The following is a 13403-nucleotide window of genomic DNA, read 5'->3' as shown; positions in this document are numbered from 1 at the left end:
ACTACACCACCATCCCGAACTGCTGGGAGAAGCGGACGTCGCCCTCCACCATCTCTCGCATGTCCTGCACGCCGTCGCGCAGCATCAGGCCGCGCTCGACGCCCATCCCGAAGGCGAAGCCCGAGTAGACCTCGGGGTCGATACCGGCGGACCGGAGCACGTTCGGGTTGATCATGCCGCACCCACCCCACTCGATCCAACGCGGTCCGTCCTTGAAGGTCGGGTGCCAGAAGTCGAGCTCGGCGCTCGGCTCGGTGAAGGGGAAGTAGCTGGGACGCAGGCGGACCTTCGCGTCGTCGCCGAAGACGCTCTTCACGAAGTGGTCGAGCGTTCCGCGGAGGTGCGCCATCGTCAGGCCCTTGTCGACGGCGAGACCCTCGAACTGCATGAAGACGGGCGTGTGCGTCGCGTCGAGCTCGTCGGTGCGGTAGACCCGCCCGGGGGCGAGCACGTACACGGGAAGTTCGCGCTCGAGCAGCGAGCGCACCTGGACCGGCGAGGTGTGCGTCCGCAGGACGAGGTGCGACTCCAGCGGCTCCACGAAGAAGGTGTCCTGCATCGCGCGGGCCGGGTGGTCGGCGTCGAAGTTCAGGGCGTCGAAGTTGAACCACTCGCTCTCGACCTCTGGCCCCTCGGCGATCTCCCACCCCATGCCGACGAAGATGTCGGACACGCGGTCCTGGAGCAGCGTGAGGGGGTGCCGGGCACCGGGCAGGCGTCGCAGCGGGACGGCGGTGACGTCGATCGCCTCGGCGGCGAGGCGCGCCTCCGTCTCTGCGGCGACGATCTCGCCCTCGCGCTCGCTCAACGCCTTCGAGACGCGCCCGCGAGCCTGACCGACCAGCTTGCCGAGCGCGGCCTTCTGGTCGTTCGGCACGCTGCGGAGCGATCCGTTGAGGGCGGCGAGCGGTGACGCTTCGCCGGCGTGGGTTGATCGGACCACTTTCAGGGCGGCCGAGTCGGTGGCTGCGGCGATCGCTTCGAGAGCGGCGTCGACCGCGGCGTTCACCGCTGGTTCGGAGATTGGGGATGCGTCGGACACGAGAGCCAAGTCTACCCAGGCGGTCGGCCCGCATGGGCGATCGTCCTCGCCCCGACGGGGACCCGGTCGCCCGGGCTCCGTCGGGACGACGTCAGATGCTCGCGCCGGACGACTGGTTCCCCGCCTGGATGCCGAGGATCTTGGTCGTCGTGTCCTCGGTCACGGCCTGTTCCTTCGGCGTGCGTGGCGACCGTCGGGTACGCACCTCGACGATCTTCGCGACGCCGGAGAGGATCAGGCAGAGCACGATGTAGATCGAGCCCATCACGATGATCGAGGGGATGATCGGGCTGCCGTAGAGCGCCTGCGACCCGAACTGCTTCGCGAGGTAGAGGAGCTCCTGGTAGGTGATCAGGAAGCCGAGTGCCGTGTCCTTGAGGGCGACGACGAGCTGGGCGATGATGACCGGCAGCATCGCGCGGATCGCCTGCGGGAACAGGATGAGGCGCAGGACCGCGGACTTCCGCAGGCCGATGGCGTAGGCGGCCTCGCCCTGCCCCTTCGGCAACGACTCGATGCCCGCTCGGAAGATCTCGGAGAACACCGCGCCGTTGTACAGCGTCAGCGCGATGGCGACGGCGACGAACGGCGTCACGAAGGTGAAGCCGAGGGGCGGCAGCCCGTAGTACATGAGCATCATCAGGATGAGGACCGGGACCGCCCGGAAGAACTCGATGAAGATCGTGAACGGGACGCTGATGATCTTGTGGTCGGACAGTCGGCCGATCGCCAGCACCAGTCCGAGGACGACGCTGCAGACCGCGGCGACCGCGAACGCGGACAGGGTGGCACCCGTCGCCTGGAGGATCTGCTCCCAGACGCGCGGGAAGGTGAAGAGCTTCCACTTCGAGGCGGTGAACTGTCCGGTCTCGATGAAGCGGAAGACGACGAACGCGAGGATGCCGGCGACGACGAGCACCGTCGCCGCACCGATCCAGCGATAGCGGACGATGGCCTTCGGGCCGGGGGTGTCGAACAGGACGGAGCTCATCGCGCGATCCTCCACTTCTTCTCGAAGGCCCGTTGGGCGAGGGACAGGAGCGACACGAGCGCCACGAAGATGAGGGCCACCCACAGCAGTCCGATGAGGAGCGGCTCACCGCGCTCGGACAGGTTCGCGCGGATCGCGCCCGCTTCGGCGACGGAGAAGCCGGCGGCGACCGTCGTGTTCTTGAGCAGGGCGATGAGCACGCTGAACAGCGGTGGCAGGACGGCACGGAACGCCTGCGGCAGGATGACGAGCGTCATGGTCTGTCCGAACGGCAGCCCGATCGCGCGTGCGGCCTCGGCCTGACCGATCGGCACCGTGTTGACGCCGGACCGCAGGACCTCTGCGACGTAGGTCGCGGTGTAGAGGCTCAGCCCGATGATCGCGAGCGTCGTGTAACTCACTTCGGGGAGCCCGAGCTTCGGGTAGCCGAAGGCGAAGAAGAAGAGGATGAGGGTCAGCGGGGTGTTGCGCACCGTGTTGACGTACACGGTGCCGAAGAGGCGCATCGCCGGGACCGGCGAGACCCGCATGGCACCGACGATGGTGCCGAGGATGAGCGCGAAGAACCCCGACACCACGAAGAGCAGCAGGGTGTTGCGGAAGCCCGTGACGAAGAGGTCGAGGTTGTCGAGCAGGACGTTCATGTCGCGCACGCCTTTCGAGAGGGGGACGCCCGTGGCGGGCGCCTGGGCGGAGTCGACGGGACAGCTCCCCCGGACGGCCGCTGGTCGGCGGCCGCCCGGGGCGCTGCTTAGTAGTCGTCGACCGCCGGCTGGGTCACCTTGGTGCCGGAGGCGCCGAGGGTGGCGTCGTAGATCTTGGTCCAGGTGTCGCCGCCATCGGTGAACATCGTGTTGATGAAGTGGCGGAGGGCGTCGTCACCCTTCGGCAGACCGATGCCGTAGAGCTCGGTGCTGAACGGCTCGCCCACGACCTTGAGGTCGTCGGGGAACTGCGCCGCGTACCCGATCAGGATCGCCTGGTCGGTCGTGACCGCGTCGACCTTGCCGTCGTTCAGGGCCTCGACACACTGCGAGTAGGTGTCGAACTCCTCCGTCTTGGTGTCGGGGAAGTTGTCCTTGATGTTCTGGATGGGCGTGGAGCCCGTCGCCGAACACACGGTCTTGCCGGCGAGGTCGTCCTCGCCCTTGATGTCGTCGTTGTCCGCGGCGACGAGCAGGCCCTGGCCGGTCTCGAAGTACGGTCCGGCGAAGTCGATCTGCTCCTTGCGCTTGTCGGTGATCGAGTAGGTGCCGACGTAGTAGTCGATGTCACCGTTCACGATGGCCGACTCGCGGTTGGCGCTCGGGATCGCCTTGAACTCGATCTTGTCGGCATCGAAGCCGAGCGACGCGGCGATCCAGGTGGCCATCTCGACGTCGAAGCCGGAACGCTCGCCGGTGGCGGCGTCGAGGTAGCCGAGACCGGGCTGGTCCTCCTTGACGCCGATGCGGACCTTGTCGGCCTTCACCATCGCGTCGTACGTGGGGCTGCCCTCGAGCTGGACGTCGGTGGCGACCTCGAAGAGTGCGCCGCCGTCGGACGCGCCGTCGGTCGATCCGGTGCCGGCGTCGCCGCCGCTGCACCCGCTGAGCGCGAGCGCTGCTGCAGCGACTCCCGCGGTGATGAACATGAGCCTCTTGCGCATGTTTTCCTTCCTTCCTTGGTGCCCGGGACGGGCCGATCGGTTGGTCAGTTCCGGGTCGCCGCGCGGGTCGCGCGATCCGGAGTCGGATGGGTCAGTGGGTGAGGAGCTTCGACAGGAAGTCCTTCGCCCGCTCGGACTGCGGGTTCGTGAAGAACGACTCGGGGTCGGTGTCCTCGAGGATCTCGCCGTCGGCCATGAACACGACGCGGTCGGCGGCCTTCCTGGCGAAGCCCATCTCGTGGGTGACGACGATCATGGTCATGCCCTCACTGGCGAGCTGCACCATGACGTCGAGGACCTCGTTGATCATCTCGGGGTCGAGGGCCGAGGTCGGCTCGTCGAACAGCATGACCTTCGGCTTCATCGCGAGGGCGCGGGCGATCGCCACGCGCTGCTGCTGCCCGCCGGACAACTGTGCCGGCAGCTTGTCCGCCTGCACGCCGATGCCGACGCGCTCGAGCAGCACCTTCGCCGCATCGTCGGCGTCGCGCTTCTTCTGCTTGCGCACCTTGATCGGGCCGAGGGTGACGTTCTCGCGGATCGTCTTGTGCGCGAACAGGTTGAACGACTGGAACACCATGCCGACGTCGGCGCGCAGCTCGGCGAGCTGCTTGCCCTCCTCCGGCAGCTTCTTGCCGTCGATCCGGATCTCCCCCGAGCTGATCGTCTCGAGCCGGTTGATCGTCCGGCAGAGGGTGGACTTGCCGGACCCGGACGGTCCGATCACGACGACGACCTCACCCTTGTTGACGGTGAGGTTGATGTCCTTCAGGGCGTGGAACTCGCCGTAGTGCTTCTCGACGTTCTCCATGACGACGAGGGGCTCGCCGCGCCCTGCCTGGATCGGGTTGCTCGTGGTCTCGTATGCGCCGGCGGCACCATGCGAGGCTGCTGCATCGGGTTCCGTCGGGCCGGAGTTCGGGGACGCTGTTGGCTCCATGTAACCCAAACTAGGTGACCGTGTGTTTCGTGCGCATGACGGAAGCGCTACGGTTACCGTTTCGTAACCTCGACGGTCGACGCCTCAGGCGCTCAGGCGTGCTGCGCGAACGCGCTCTCGAAGACGCACACCGACGCCGCAGTGGCCAGGTTCATGCTCTCGGCACGGCCGTAGATCGGTACCGTAACCGCACGGTCGACGAGCTCGAGGTGCTCATCGGTGAGTCCCCTGGCCTCGTTGCCGAACACCCATGCCGTCGGCCGCGCGAGCACGCCTTCCGACCGGGCCACGAGGAGGTCCTCGCCCTTGATGTCGGCAGCGAGCGCCTGCAGTCCCGCTGCGCGGGCCCGTTCCAGCACGGCGGGCAGCTCGACACCGACCGCGACGGGCAGGTGGAAGAGCGAGCCGGTCGTGGAGCGCACGACCTTCGGGTTGTAGAGGTCGACGGTCCGTCCGCTCAGGACGACGGCGTCCGCGCCGGCGGCGTCCGCGGCTCGGATGATCGTCCCGAGGTTGCCCGGGTCGCGGACCTCCTCCAGGATGACGACGAGCTGCGGCTCTCCGGCGAAGATGTCCTTGATCGAGGTCGGGAACTGCTGCGCGACCGCGATGAACCCCTGCGGGGTGACGGTGTCGGCCATCGACTCGAGGACCTGCTCGGTGACGAACTCGACCTCGAGTCCCGCATCGGTGGCCGCGGCCCCGATGTCGGTGTAGCGCTCGAGGGCCGTCGGCGTCGCGTACAGCTCGAGGATCAGGTCGGGCCGGAACTGCAGGGCCTCCGAGACCGCCTGTGGTCCTTCGAGGAGGAACAGGCCGGTCTCCTGTCTCGCCGGACGCTTGGCGAGTTTGGCGACGGAACGGACGCGCGGTGACCGCGGATTGTCAAGCACGCACCCATCCTATGGGTCGCACTCCGGACAGACGAAACGGCCCGATCCCTGGTGGGATCGGGCCGTTCGAACACATCGTCCGGGCGGACGCAGGGCTTCCGACTACGCGGAGACCTTGGGCGCCGAGGTGTCGGCGGGCAGCGCGGCCTTGGCCGACGCGACGAGGGCCGCGAAGGTGGCGGGCTCGTGCACCGCGAGGTCCGCGAGGATACGGCGGTCGACCTCGATCCCGGCGAGGCCGAGACCCTGGATGAAGCGGTTGTACGTCATGCCGTTGGCACGCGAAGCCGCGTTGATGCGCTGGATCCAGAGGCGACGGAAGTCACCCTTGCGCGCACGACGGTCGCGGTACGAGTAGACGAGGGAGTGAGTGACCTGCTCCTTGGCCTTGCGGTACAGACGCGAACGCTGACCGCGGTAACCGGCGGCGCGCTCGAGGATGACGCGACGCTTCTTGTGAGCGTTGACCGCCCTTTTGACTCTTGCCATGTTCCTAGTTCCTTACGGGTAAACGGTCTAGCGACCGAGCAGCTTCTTCATGACCTTGGCGTCGGCGGGCGCCAGCACCTGGTCCTGGTTCAGGCGACGGGTGCGACGGCTGGACTTGCTCTCCAGGTTGTGTCGCATACCGGCCTGCTGCTTCATCAGCTTGCCGCTGCCGGTGACCTTGAATCGCTTCTTGGCCCCGGAGTGGGTCTTCTGCTTCGGCATGGGATTCCTCGTTTCTTATCGGTTCTCGTCGGTGGATGACTCCACCGGAGCAGCCTCGTCGGCTTCGTCGGCGTCAGCCGGACGTGCCTTGGATGCCGCACGTTGTGCGTTGGCTTCGGCTTTCGCCTCGGACTTGTTCTTGAGTGGACCGACGACCATCACCATGTTGCGACCGTCGACCATAGGGGTGGACTCGACGGTGCCCCACTCGGACACGTCCTCGGCGAACTTCTGGAGCAGGCGGACGCCCTGCTCTGGGCGGGACTGCTCGCGGCCGCGGAACTGGATCATGGCTTTCACCTTGTCACCGGCCTTGAGGAAGCCCTCGGCGCGCTTGCGCTTGGTCTCGTAGTCGTGCTGATCGATCTTGAGGCGGAACCGGACCTCTTTGAGGATCGTGTTCGCCTGGTTGCGCCGGGCCTCTTTGGCCTTCTGCGCAGCCTCGTACTTGAACTTGCCGTAGTCCATGATCTTCGCGACGGGCGGCTTGGAGTTGGGTGCGACCTCGACGAGGTCGAGATCCGCTTCCTGCGCGAGGCGAAGGGCGACCTCGATTTTGACGACGCCGACCTGTTCTCCGCCGGGACCGACGAGTCGGACCTCCGGGACGCGGATACGGTCATTGGTACGGGGATCGCTGATGCGGAGCTCCTCTGACTGGGTGGGATGCCACGCGACCAGGTCCGATACCTGCGACGCGACGAAATCGGTTCACCACACACCCGTACCCTCCGCCGGTGTTCAAAACACCTGTCGGAAGGCACCACGCCCGACGACCCGAAGCGGTGAAGCGACAGGCGGAGCGTGACAACCCGGTAACCTTGTGAAGCGGTCAAGCGCGGGTGGGAGAATCTCCTCTTTCGTACCGAGACATGTCTCGGAGCACCGCACGAGTCTAACAGAGGATCCACGTGAACAACACCACCAGCCCGTACGACCACGACGACGAGTCGGGAGGGGCCGATCAGGCCACCCGGGACATCGCCGACGTCCCCGCCGTCGAGGTCATCACCACCGCCGCCGTGCACCTCATGAGCGCTGCAGCGGTCAAGTGCGGCCTCGCGGATGCCCCCGACGCCCAGACGGACCTCGACGAAGCCCGCAAGCTCATCAACGCCCTCGCCGGGCTCATCACCGCAGGTGCCCCGGAGATCAGCGACATGCACGCCCGCTCGCTGCGCGACGGCCTGCGGTCCCTGCAGCTCGCCTTCCGGGAGGCGTCCACCATCCAGGATCCCATCGGCAAGGGTCCCGGCGAGAAGTGGACCGGCCCGGTCACCTGATGGCAGGGAGGTGCTCCGCCTCGCCGATCAGTCGGCGGGGCGGAGCGACACCGCGAGCGAGTCGACGCGCGTCGCGATGACCTCGTCCGCGGCCCAGCGCTGAGCGAGCCGCGCGAGCACCGCGTCGAGCTCCTGCTGGGTCAGTCCCTGCAGCAGGCCGAGCTCGACCACGAGCTCGGATCCGGCGAGCTTCGCCTCCGGATCTCCGGCTCGCAGACGCACACTCACGACCGCGAGCTCCTGCTCGATCGATCGCTCGAACGCGCCGCGCACCAGCGGGTCCGCGAAGCTGGGCGTCCACGGCTGCGACTGCGCGATCGCCCACAGCGCGGGGCGGCGTACGGCGAACTCGGTGCTCGACGTCGGATCGAGGACCACCACGTCCGTCTGCTCACTCGCGGCCGCCAGGGCGACCCGGACGCCGTCGGCCGGGATCGGCCTCGCCGTCCGGTTCCAGGCGGACATCGCCTGCACCGAGCTGAACACCGGGAGCACGGTGCGGCCGTCCGGACCCGTCACGGTCACGATGGACAGCTCCTGCGACTTGTCGACCAGTTGGCCGTGCTCGTTCTCGCCGGCCTCACCGAGGTGGGCCACGAGCGGGATGAGCAGGCGGGAGTCCCGGAACGCGTCGACGACCTCTGCCTCGCCGACCTCGCCGGCCCGGAAGCGTCGGAGGGACTCGATCAGCCGCTCGGGCGCACTGCCGTCGTCACCGGAACTCGCGTTCGGCTGGAAGCTCCGACCGGCCCAGGGCTGGCCGGCCGAATCGGCACCACCCATCGCACGGTGGGCATGCCCGCCCGACGGACCCTGCCGGTCGGGCTCGGAGGATTCGTCAGCGGCCCGAGACATCCAGCGCCTCGGCCAGGGTGAATGCGCCGTTGTAGAGCGCCTTCCCGATGATGGCCCCTTCGAGCCCGAGGGGGACCAGCTCGCGCAGCGCGACCAGATCGTCGAGGCTCGAGATGCCGCCGGAGGCCACCACCGGCCGCTCCGTGCGCTCGAGCACCTGTCGGAGCAGTTCGATGTTCGGCCCCTGCATCGTGCCGTCCTTCGTGACGTCCGTCACGACGTAGCGTGCGCAGCCCGCCTCCTCGAGACGGTCGAGGACGGTCCACAGGTCGCCGGCGTCCTGCGTCCACCCGCGAGCGGCGAGCGTCGTGCCACGGACGTCGAGGCCGACCGCGATCGCCTCGCCGTACTGGGCGATGACGCTCGCGGCCCACTCGGGGTTCTCGAGCGCTGCGGTCCCGAGGTTCACGCGTGCGACGCCCGTCTCGAGCGCCTGCTCGAGGGAGGCGTCGTCGCGGATGCCGCCCGACAGTTCGATGTTGACGCCGCGCGCCTTCGAGATGACCTTGCGGATGATCGACCGGTTGTCGCCACGACCGAACGCGGCGTCGAGGTCGACGAGGTGGATCCACTCCGCCCCCTGGCGAGCCCAGTCCAGGGCCGCGTCGACGGGCTCGCCGTAGTTCGTCTCCGAACCGGCCTCGCCGCGCGTCAACCGGACGGCCTTGCCGTCCACGATGTCGATCGCGGGGAGCAGCGTCAGTCCGGCCGTCGTGTTGAACTCGTTCATGATCCACCGTCTCTTCGGGAGCTGCGAGCCCCTCGGTTCCCGGCGCACAGCATGCCTCGTGGCACAAGCACCTGATCCTAGTCGGCTACAGGGTGCCGAGCCAGTTGGACAGCAGACGGATACCGGCGTCGCCCGACTTCTCCGGGTGGAACTGCGTCGCCGACAGCGGACCGTTCTCGACGGCCGCGAGGAACGGCACGCCGTGGGTCGCCCAGGTGAGGCGCGGCTCGGGGAACGGCGGCATGACCTCGAGGGTCCACTGCTGTGCGGCATAGGAGTGGACGAAGTAGAAGCGCTCGTCGGCGAGGCCGTCGAAGAGCACGGACCCCGCGTCCGGCGACACCGTGTTCCAGCCCATGTGCGGCAGGACGGGCGCCTCGAGTTCTGTGACCGCGCCGGGCCACTCCCCCAGGCCCTCGGCCTCGGAACCGCGCTCCAAACCACGCTCGAACATGACCTGCATCCCCACGCAGATGCCGAGGACGGGACGGCCTCCCGCGAGACGACGGTCGATGACCTCGTCGCCGTGGGAAGAACGGAGGGCGCCGATCACCGCATCGAAGGCACCGACCCCTGGCACGACGAGACCGTCGGCGGCCTGGGCGGCCTGGCGGTCGCCCGTCAGCACGACGTCGGCGCCGGCGAGCTCGAGGGCCTTGACGGCGGAGTGCACGTTGCCGGAGCCGTAGTCGAGGACGACCACCGACGGGCGTGCACTCACAGCGCGCCCTTCGTCGACGGGATGCCCTGGACCAGGGGGTCGAACGCCTTCGCCTGCCGGAAGGCCCGCGCGAACGCCTTGAACTCCGCTTCGGCGATGTGGTGCGGATCGCGACCGCCGAGGACGTTCACGTGCACGGTGAGGCCCGCATTGAAGGTGATCGCCTCGAAGACGTGACGCACCATCGAACCCGTGAAGTGCCCGCCGATGAGGTGGAACTCGAATCCGGCCGGTTCCCCGCCGTGCACGAGGTACGGACGACCGGAGATGTCGACCACGGCCTGCACGAGGGCCTCGTCCAGCGGGACCAGCGCGTCCCCGTATCGCGAGATGCCGGCCTTGTCGCCGAGCGCCTGACGGATCGCCTGGCCCAGGACGATACCGACGTCCTCGACCGTGTGGTGGACGTCGATGTCGACATCGCCCGTCGCACGGACGGTCAGGTCCGTCAGCGAGTGCTTCGCGAAGGCCGTGAGCAGGTGGTTGTAGAACGGGACGGAGGTCTCGATGCTGCTCGTGCCGGTGCCGTCGAGGTTCAACTCCAGCTCGATGCTGGACTCGCTCGTCGCGCGCTGGATCCGGGCCGTGCGCTGCTGGGTGGTCATGGGATCCAGTGTATCGAGCGCACCGCCGCTGCACGCCGCGTGTCGACGGGTGGGCATCGTCGCGTCATGCGGCTGCACCAGGCCGTGCCGACGCCTATCGTTGAGAGGTCATGACTTCCACACCCAGCATCGCCCCGGCCGTCCCACTCGACGCGACGGAGATCGCCGCTCTCCGTGAACGGTTCCCGATCCTCGCCCGGGAGATGAACGGACACCCGCTCGTCTATCTGGACTCCGGAGCCACTTCGCAACGCCCGATCGAGGTCATCGACGCGGAGCGTGACTACGCGACGCACCAGAACGCCGCCGTCCACCGTGGTGCCCACCTCCTGGCAGCTGAGGCGACGGAGCTCTTCGAGGACGCTCGCGCGACCGTCGCCGCGTTCATCGGTGCCGACGAGCGGGAACTCGTCTGGACCTCCGGCGCGACCGCAGCCCTCAACCTCATCGCCGGAGCCATCGGGACCGCGAGCGCCGGCCTCGGTGGTGCTGCCGCCGAGCGGTTCCAACTCGGTCCAGGCGACGAGATCGTCGTCACGGAACTCGAACACCACGCGAACCTCATCCCCTGGCAGCAACTCGCCGCACGCACCGGTGCGACCCTCCGTCACCTGCCGGTCGACGACAACGGCGTGCTGCGCCTCGAGGCCGCAGGCGACGTCATCAGCGAACGCACGCGCATCATCGCGTTCGCACACGTGTCCAACGTCACCGGGGCGATCGCGCCGGTCTCCGAGCTCGTCGCGCTCGCCGAACGCGTCGGCGCGCTGACCGTGCTCGACGCCTGCCAGTCCGTGCCGCACCTCCCCGTCGACGTCGCGTCCCTCGGCGTCGACTTCCTCGTGTTCTCCGGCCACAAGATGCTCGGTCCGAACGGCATCGGGGCCCTGTGGGGTCGCCGCCGGCTGCTCGACGCCCTTCCCCCCTTCCTCACCGGCGGGTCGATGATCACGACCGTCACACTCGACGGCGCCGACTTCCTGCCCGCTCCGCAACGGTTCGAGGCCGGGACCCAGCCGGTGTCGCAGGCGATCGCCCTCGCGAGCGCCGTCCGGTTCCTGCAAGCGGTCGGCATGGACCGTGTCCACGCCACCGAGGCGGCCTACGGACAGCGTCTCGCGGCCGGACTCGCTGCCATCCCCGGCGTCACGCTCATCGGGCCGCCGCCCGGGACGCCTCGCGCCGGGCTGGCGAGCTTCGACCTCACCGGCGTGCACGCCCACGACGTCGGTCAGTTCTTCGACGATCGCGGCATCGCGGTGCGCGTCGGTCACCACTGCGCGCAACCACTCCACCGCCGGTTGGGCCTCACCGCGTCCACCCGCGCGAGCAGCTACCTCTACACGACGGAGGCCGAGATCGACGCCTTCCTCGAGGCCGCCACCCTCGTCGGTCCGTTCTTCGGGGTGTCCCGATGAGCGGCCTGGAGAGCCTCTACCAGGAGCTCATCCTCGACCACGCCCGCCAGCGCCACGGCTTCGGGTTGCGGGACGCGCCCGCCGCCGAGTCGCACCAGCTCAACCCCACCTGCGGCGACGAGGTCACCCTGCAGCTCCACCCCGGGCCCGACGGTCGTCTCGCACCGATCGCCTGGGAGGGGCACGGCTGCTCGATCTCGCAGGCGTCGAGCTCCTGCTTGAGCGACCTCGCGGCAGGCCTCACACCGGCCGAGCTCCAGGCCCTGGTCGACGAGTTCCGGACGGTCATCCGCTCGCGGGGCACGCTCGAGTTCGACGAGGAACGGTTCGGAGACGCCGCGGCGTTCAGCGGCGTCTCGCGCTACATCGCCCGCGTGAAGTGCGCCATGCTCCCCTGGGTCGCCGCCGAGGCGGCCCTGACCCGCCTGCCGTGAGCAGGCGCCCACCTCCGCCCGGCCGAGGGCTGGTCAGGCGGGGCTGATCGCCGCCAAGGCCTCGAGGAACGCGGTCGTCTCCGCTTCGGTGCCTGCGGTCACCCGCAGGTGGTTTGGGATACCCACGTCACGGATGAGGATCCCCCGCGCCAAGAGCGCCTCGAACGCCGCGTGCGGATCGGCGACGCCGCCGAACAGGACGAAGTTGGATCCGCTCCGCTTCGGGTCGTAGCCGAGACGCCCGAGCTCGACGACGAGGCGATCGCGCTGGGTCCGGATGTCGTCGACCATCGCCAGCATCTCGTCGGCGTGTCGGAGTGCGGCGGTCGCGGCCGCCTGCGTCAGGGCGCTCAGGTGGTACGGGAGCCGGACGAGTCTCAGCGCGTCGACGACCGCGGGGTCGGCGGCGAGGTACCCGAGACGGACCCCGGCGAAGGCGAATGCCTTGCTCATCGTCCTGGAGACGATCAGGCGCGGACGCCCCTCCAACAGCGTGAGCGCGCTCGCCTCGTCGTCAGGAGCGAACTCCGCATACGCTTCGTCGACGATCACCATGCCCCGCGAGGCCTCGTAGACCGCGGTGACGGTCTCGAGCGACAACGGTGTTCCGGTGGGGTTGTTGGGCGAGCAGAGGAACACGAGGTCAGGATCCGCCTCGGCCACCTGACGCGCGGCGGTCTCGGGCGAGAGCTCGAACTCGGCGTCGCGCGTCGCGGGGATCCACCTGGTGCCGACGCCGGCGGCCAGGAGCGGATACATCGAGTACGTCGGCGTGAACCCGAGGAGCGATCGCCCGGGACCACCGAAGGCCTGCAGGATGTGCTGCAGCACCTCGTTCGACCCGTTCCCCGCCCAGATCTGCTCCGGGGACACCCCGTGACCCAAGTATCCCGCCAGGGCCTCGCGGAGTTCCGTGAACTCGCGATCGGGGTATCGGTTCACCGTGAGGACCGCCGACGCGAGCGAGGCGACGATGTCGTGCGCGACCGCTTCAGGGATCGGGTGCGTGTTCTCGTTGACGTTGAGCGCCACCGGCACCAGGGCCTGGGGAGCGCCGTACGGGCGCTGTCCTCGGAGGTCGTCGCGGATGGGGAGGTCGTCGAGAGCGGTCACTCCACAATGCTAGCCACTC

At 68.6% G+C, this 13403-nt stretch carries 17 protein-coding genes; 3 read left to right on the top strand and 14 right to left on the bottom strand.

Annotated features, from left to right (window positions below):
• Nucleotide 1: 1 nt before the first annotated feature.
• The 9 genes from pheS to infC form a co-directional block, all read right to left on the bottom strand.
• On the bottom strand, nt 2-1042 hold the full coding sequence (gene pheS / locus ITJ66_RS19520; protein ID WP_194645642.1) for a phenylalanine--tRNA ligase subunit alpha: 1041 nt from the start codon (nt 1040-1042) through the stop codon (nt 2-4).
• A 91-nt stretch (nt 1043-1133) separates the two neighbouring features.
• Nucleotides 1134-2033: an amino acid ABC transporter permease gene (locus ITJ66_RS19515; protein WP_138944586.1), complete on the bottom strand. Its 900-nt coding sequence runs from the start codon at nt 2031-2033 to the stop codon at nt 1134-1136.
• Entirely contained in the window at nt 2030-2677 is a 648-nt protein-coding gene (locus tag ITJ66_RS19510; protein ID WP_079707378.1) for an amino acid ABC transporter permease, read from the bottom strand. The genes ITJ66_RS19515 and ITJ66_RS19510 overlap by 4 nt, the downstream gene beginning before the upstream one ends.
• 107 nt (nt 2678-2784) lie before the next feature.
• Nucleotides 2785-3681, bottom strand: coding sequence for a glutamate ABC transporter substrate-binding protein (locus ITJ66_RS19505; RefSeq protein WP_137243216.1), 897 nt, complete (start codon nt 3679-3681; stop codon nt 2785-2787).
• A gap of 91 nt (nt 3682-3772) precedes the next feature.
• Complete coding sequence (locus tag ITJ66_RS19500) at nt 3773-4492, bottom strand: amino acid ABC transporter ATP-binding protein (protein WP_079707380.1); 720 nt, start codon at nt 4490-4492, stop codon at nt 3773-3775.
• A 221-nt stretch (nt 4493-4713) separates the two neighbouring features.
• Complete coding sequence (locus ITJ66_RS19495; protein ID WP_194645640.1) at nt 4714-5514, bottom strand: RNA methyltransferase; 801 nt, start codon at nt 5512-5514, stop codon at nt 4714-4716.
• A gap of 102 nt (nt 5515-5616) precedes the next feature.
• Complete coding sequence (rplT, locus tag ITJ66_RS19490; protein WP_064294422.1) at nt 5617-6003, bottom strand: 50S ribosomal protein L20; 387 nt, start codon at nt 6001-6003, stop codon at nt 5617-5619.
• 27 nt (nt 6004-6030) lie between these two features.
• Nucleotides 6031-6225, bottom strand: coding sequence for a 50S ribosomal protein L35 (rpmI, locus tag ITJ66_RS19485; protein ID WP_056012069.1), 195 nt, complete (start codon nt 6223-6225; stop codon nt 6031-6033).
• A 15-nt stretch (nt 6226-6240) separates the two neighbouring features.
• Nucleotides 6241-6840: a translation initiation factor IF-3 gene (gene infC, locus ITJ66_RS19480; RefSeq protein WP_229939662.1), complete on the bottom strand. Its 600-nt coding sequence runs from the start codon at nt 6838-6840 to the stop codon at nt 6241-6243.
• A 296-nt stretch (nt 6841-7136) separates the two neighbouring features.
• Here infC and ITJ66_RS19475 point away from each other — a divergent pair, with 296 nt between their 5' ends.
• Nucleotides 7137-7508 (top strand): DUF1844 domain-containing protein, encoded by a 372-nt coding sequence (locus ITJ66_RS19475; RefSeq protein WP_056012072.1) that lies wholly within the window; start codon nt 7137-7139, stop codon nt 7506-7508.
• A gap of 27 nt (nt 7509-7535) precedes the next feature.
• On the opposite strand, the gene ITJ66_RS19470 is transcribed toward ITJ66_RS19475, so the two are convergent.
• The 4 genes from ITJ66_RS19470 to hisB all read right to left on the bottom strand — a co-directional run bounded on the left by ITJ66_RS19470 (nt 7536) and on the right by hisB (nt 10419).
• Nucleotides 7536-8363 (bottom strand): SseB family protein, encoded by an 828-nt coding sequence (locus tag ITJ66_RS19470; RefSeq protein WP_370582709.1) that lies wholly within the window; start codon nt 8361-8363, stop codon nt 7536-7538.
• Entirely contained in the window at nt 8347-9093 is a 747-nt protein-coding gene (priA, locus tag ITJ66_RS19465; protein WP_079707068.1) for a bifunctional 1-(5-phosphoribosyl)-5-((5-phosphoribosylamino)methylideneamino)imidazole-4-carboxamide isomerase/phosphoribosylanthranilate isomerase PriA, read from the bottom strand. Before priA ends, ITJ66_RS19470 begins: the two co-directional genes overlap by 17 nt.
• 85 nt (nt 9094-9178) lie before the next feature.
• The gene (gene hisH / locus ITJ66_RS19460) at nt 9179-9814 is read right to left on the bottom strand and encodes an imidazole glycerol phosphate synthase subunit HisH (RefSeq protein ID WP_137243219.1); all 636 of its coding nucleotides are present in this window, start codon (nt 9812-9814) and stop codon (nt 9179-9181) included.
• Nucleotides 9811-10419: an imidazoleglycerol-phosphate dehydratase HisB gene (hisB, locus tag ITJ66_RS19455; protein ID WP_079707070.1), complete on the bottom strand. Its 609-nt coding sequence runs from the start codon at nt 10417-10419 to the stop codon at nt 9811-9813. The genes hisH and hisB overlap by 4 nt, the downstream gene beginning before the upstream one ends.
• Nucleotides 10420-10529: 110 nt before the next feature.
• On the opposite strand from hisB, the gene ITJ66_RS19450 reads away from it, so the two are divergent.
• Nucleotides 10530-11837: a SufS family cysteine desulfurase gene (locus ITJ66_RS19450; RefSeq protein ID WP_194645638.1), complete on the top strand. Its 1308-nt coding sequence runs from the start codon at nt 10530-10532 to the stop codon at nt 11835-11837.
• Entirely contained in the window at nt 11834-12271 is a 438-nt protein-coding gene (gene sufU, locus ITJ66_RS19445) for a Fe-S cluster assembly sulfur transfer protein SufU (protein ID WP_137243221.1), read from the top strand. The genes ITJ66_RS19450 and sufU overlap by 4 nt, the downstream gene beginning before the upstream one ends.
• Nucleotides 12272-12304: 33 nt before the next feature.
• On the opposite strand, the gene ITJ66_RS19440 is transcribed toward sufU, so the two are convergent.
• On the bottom strand, nt 12305-13384 hold the full coding sequence (locus ITJ66_RS19440) for a histidinol-phosphate transaminase (protein ID WP_137243222.1): 1080 nt from the start codon (nt 13382-13384) through the stop codon (nt 12305-12307).
• Between the last annotated feature and the right edge of the window lie 19 nt (nt 13385-13403).

It is taken from the genome of Plantibacter sp. VKM Ac-2885 (genome assembly GCF_015351205.1).
In the GTDB taxonomy this organism is placed as follows: Bacteria; Actinomycetota; Actinomycetes; order Actinomycetales; family Microbacteriaceae; genus Plantibacter; species Plantibacter auratus.
The sequence above is the reverse complement of the archived record's forward strand: the minus strand, read 5'-3'. Positions and strand labels throughout refer to the sequence as shown.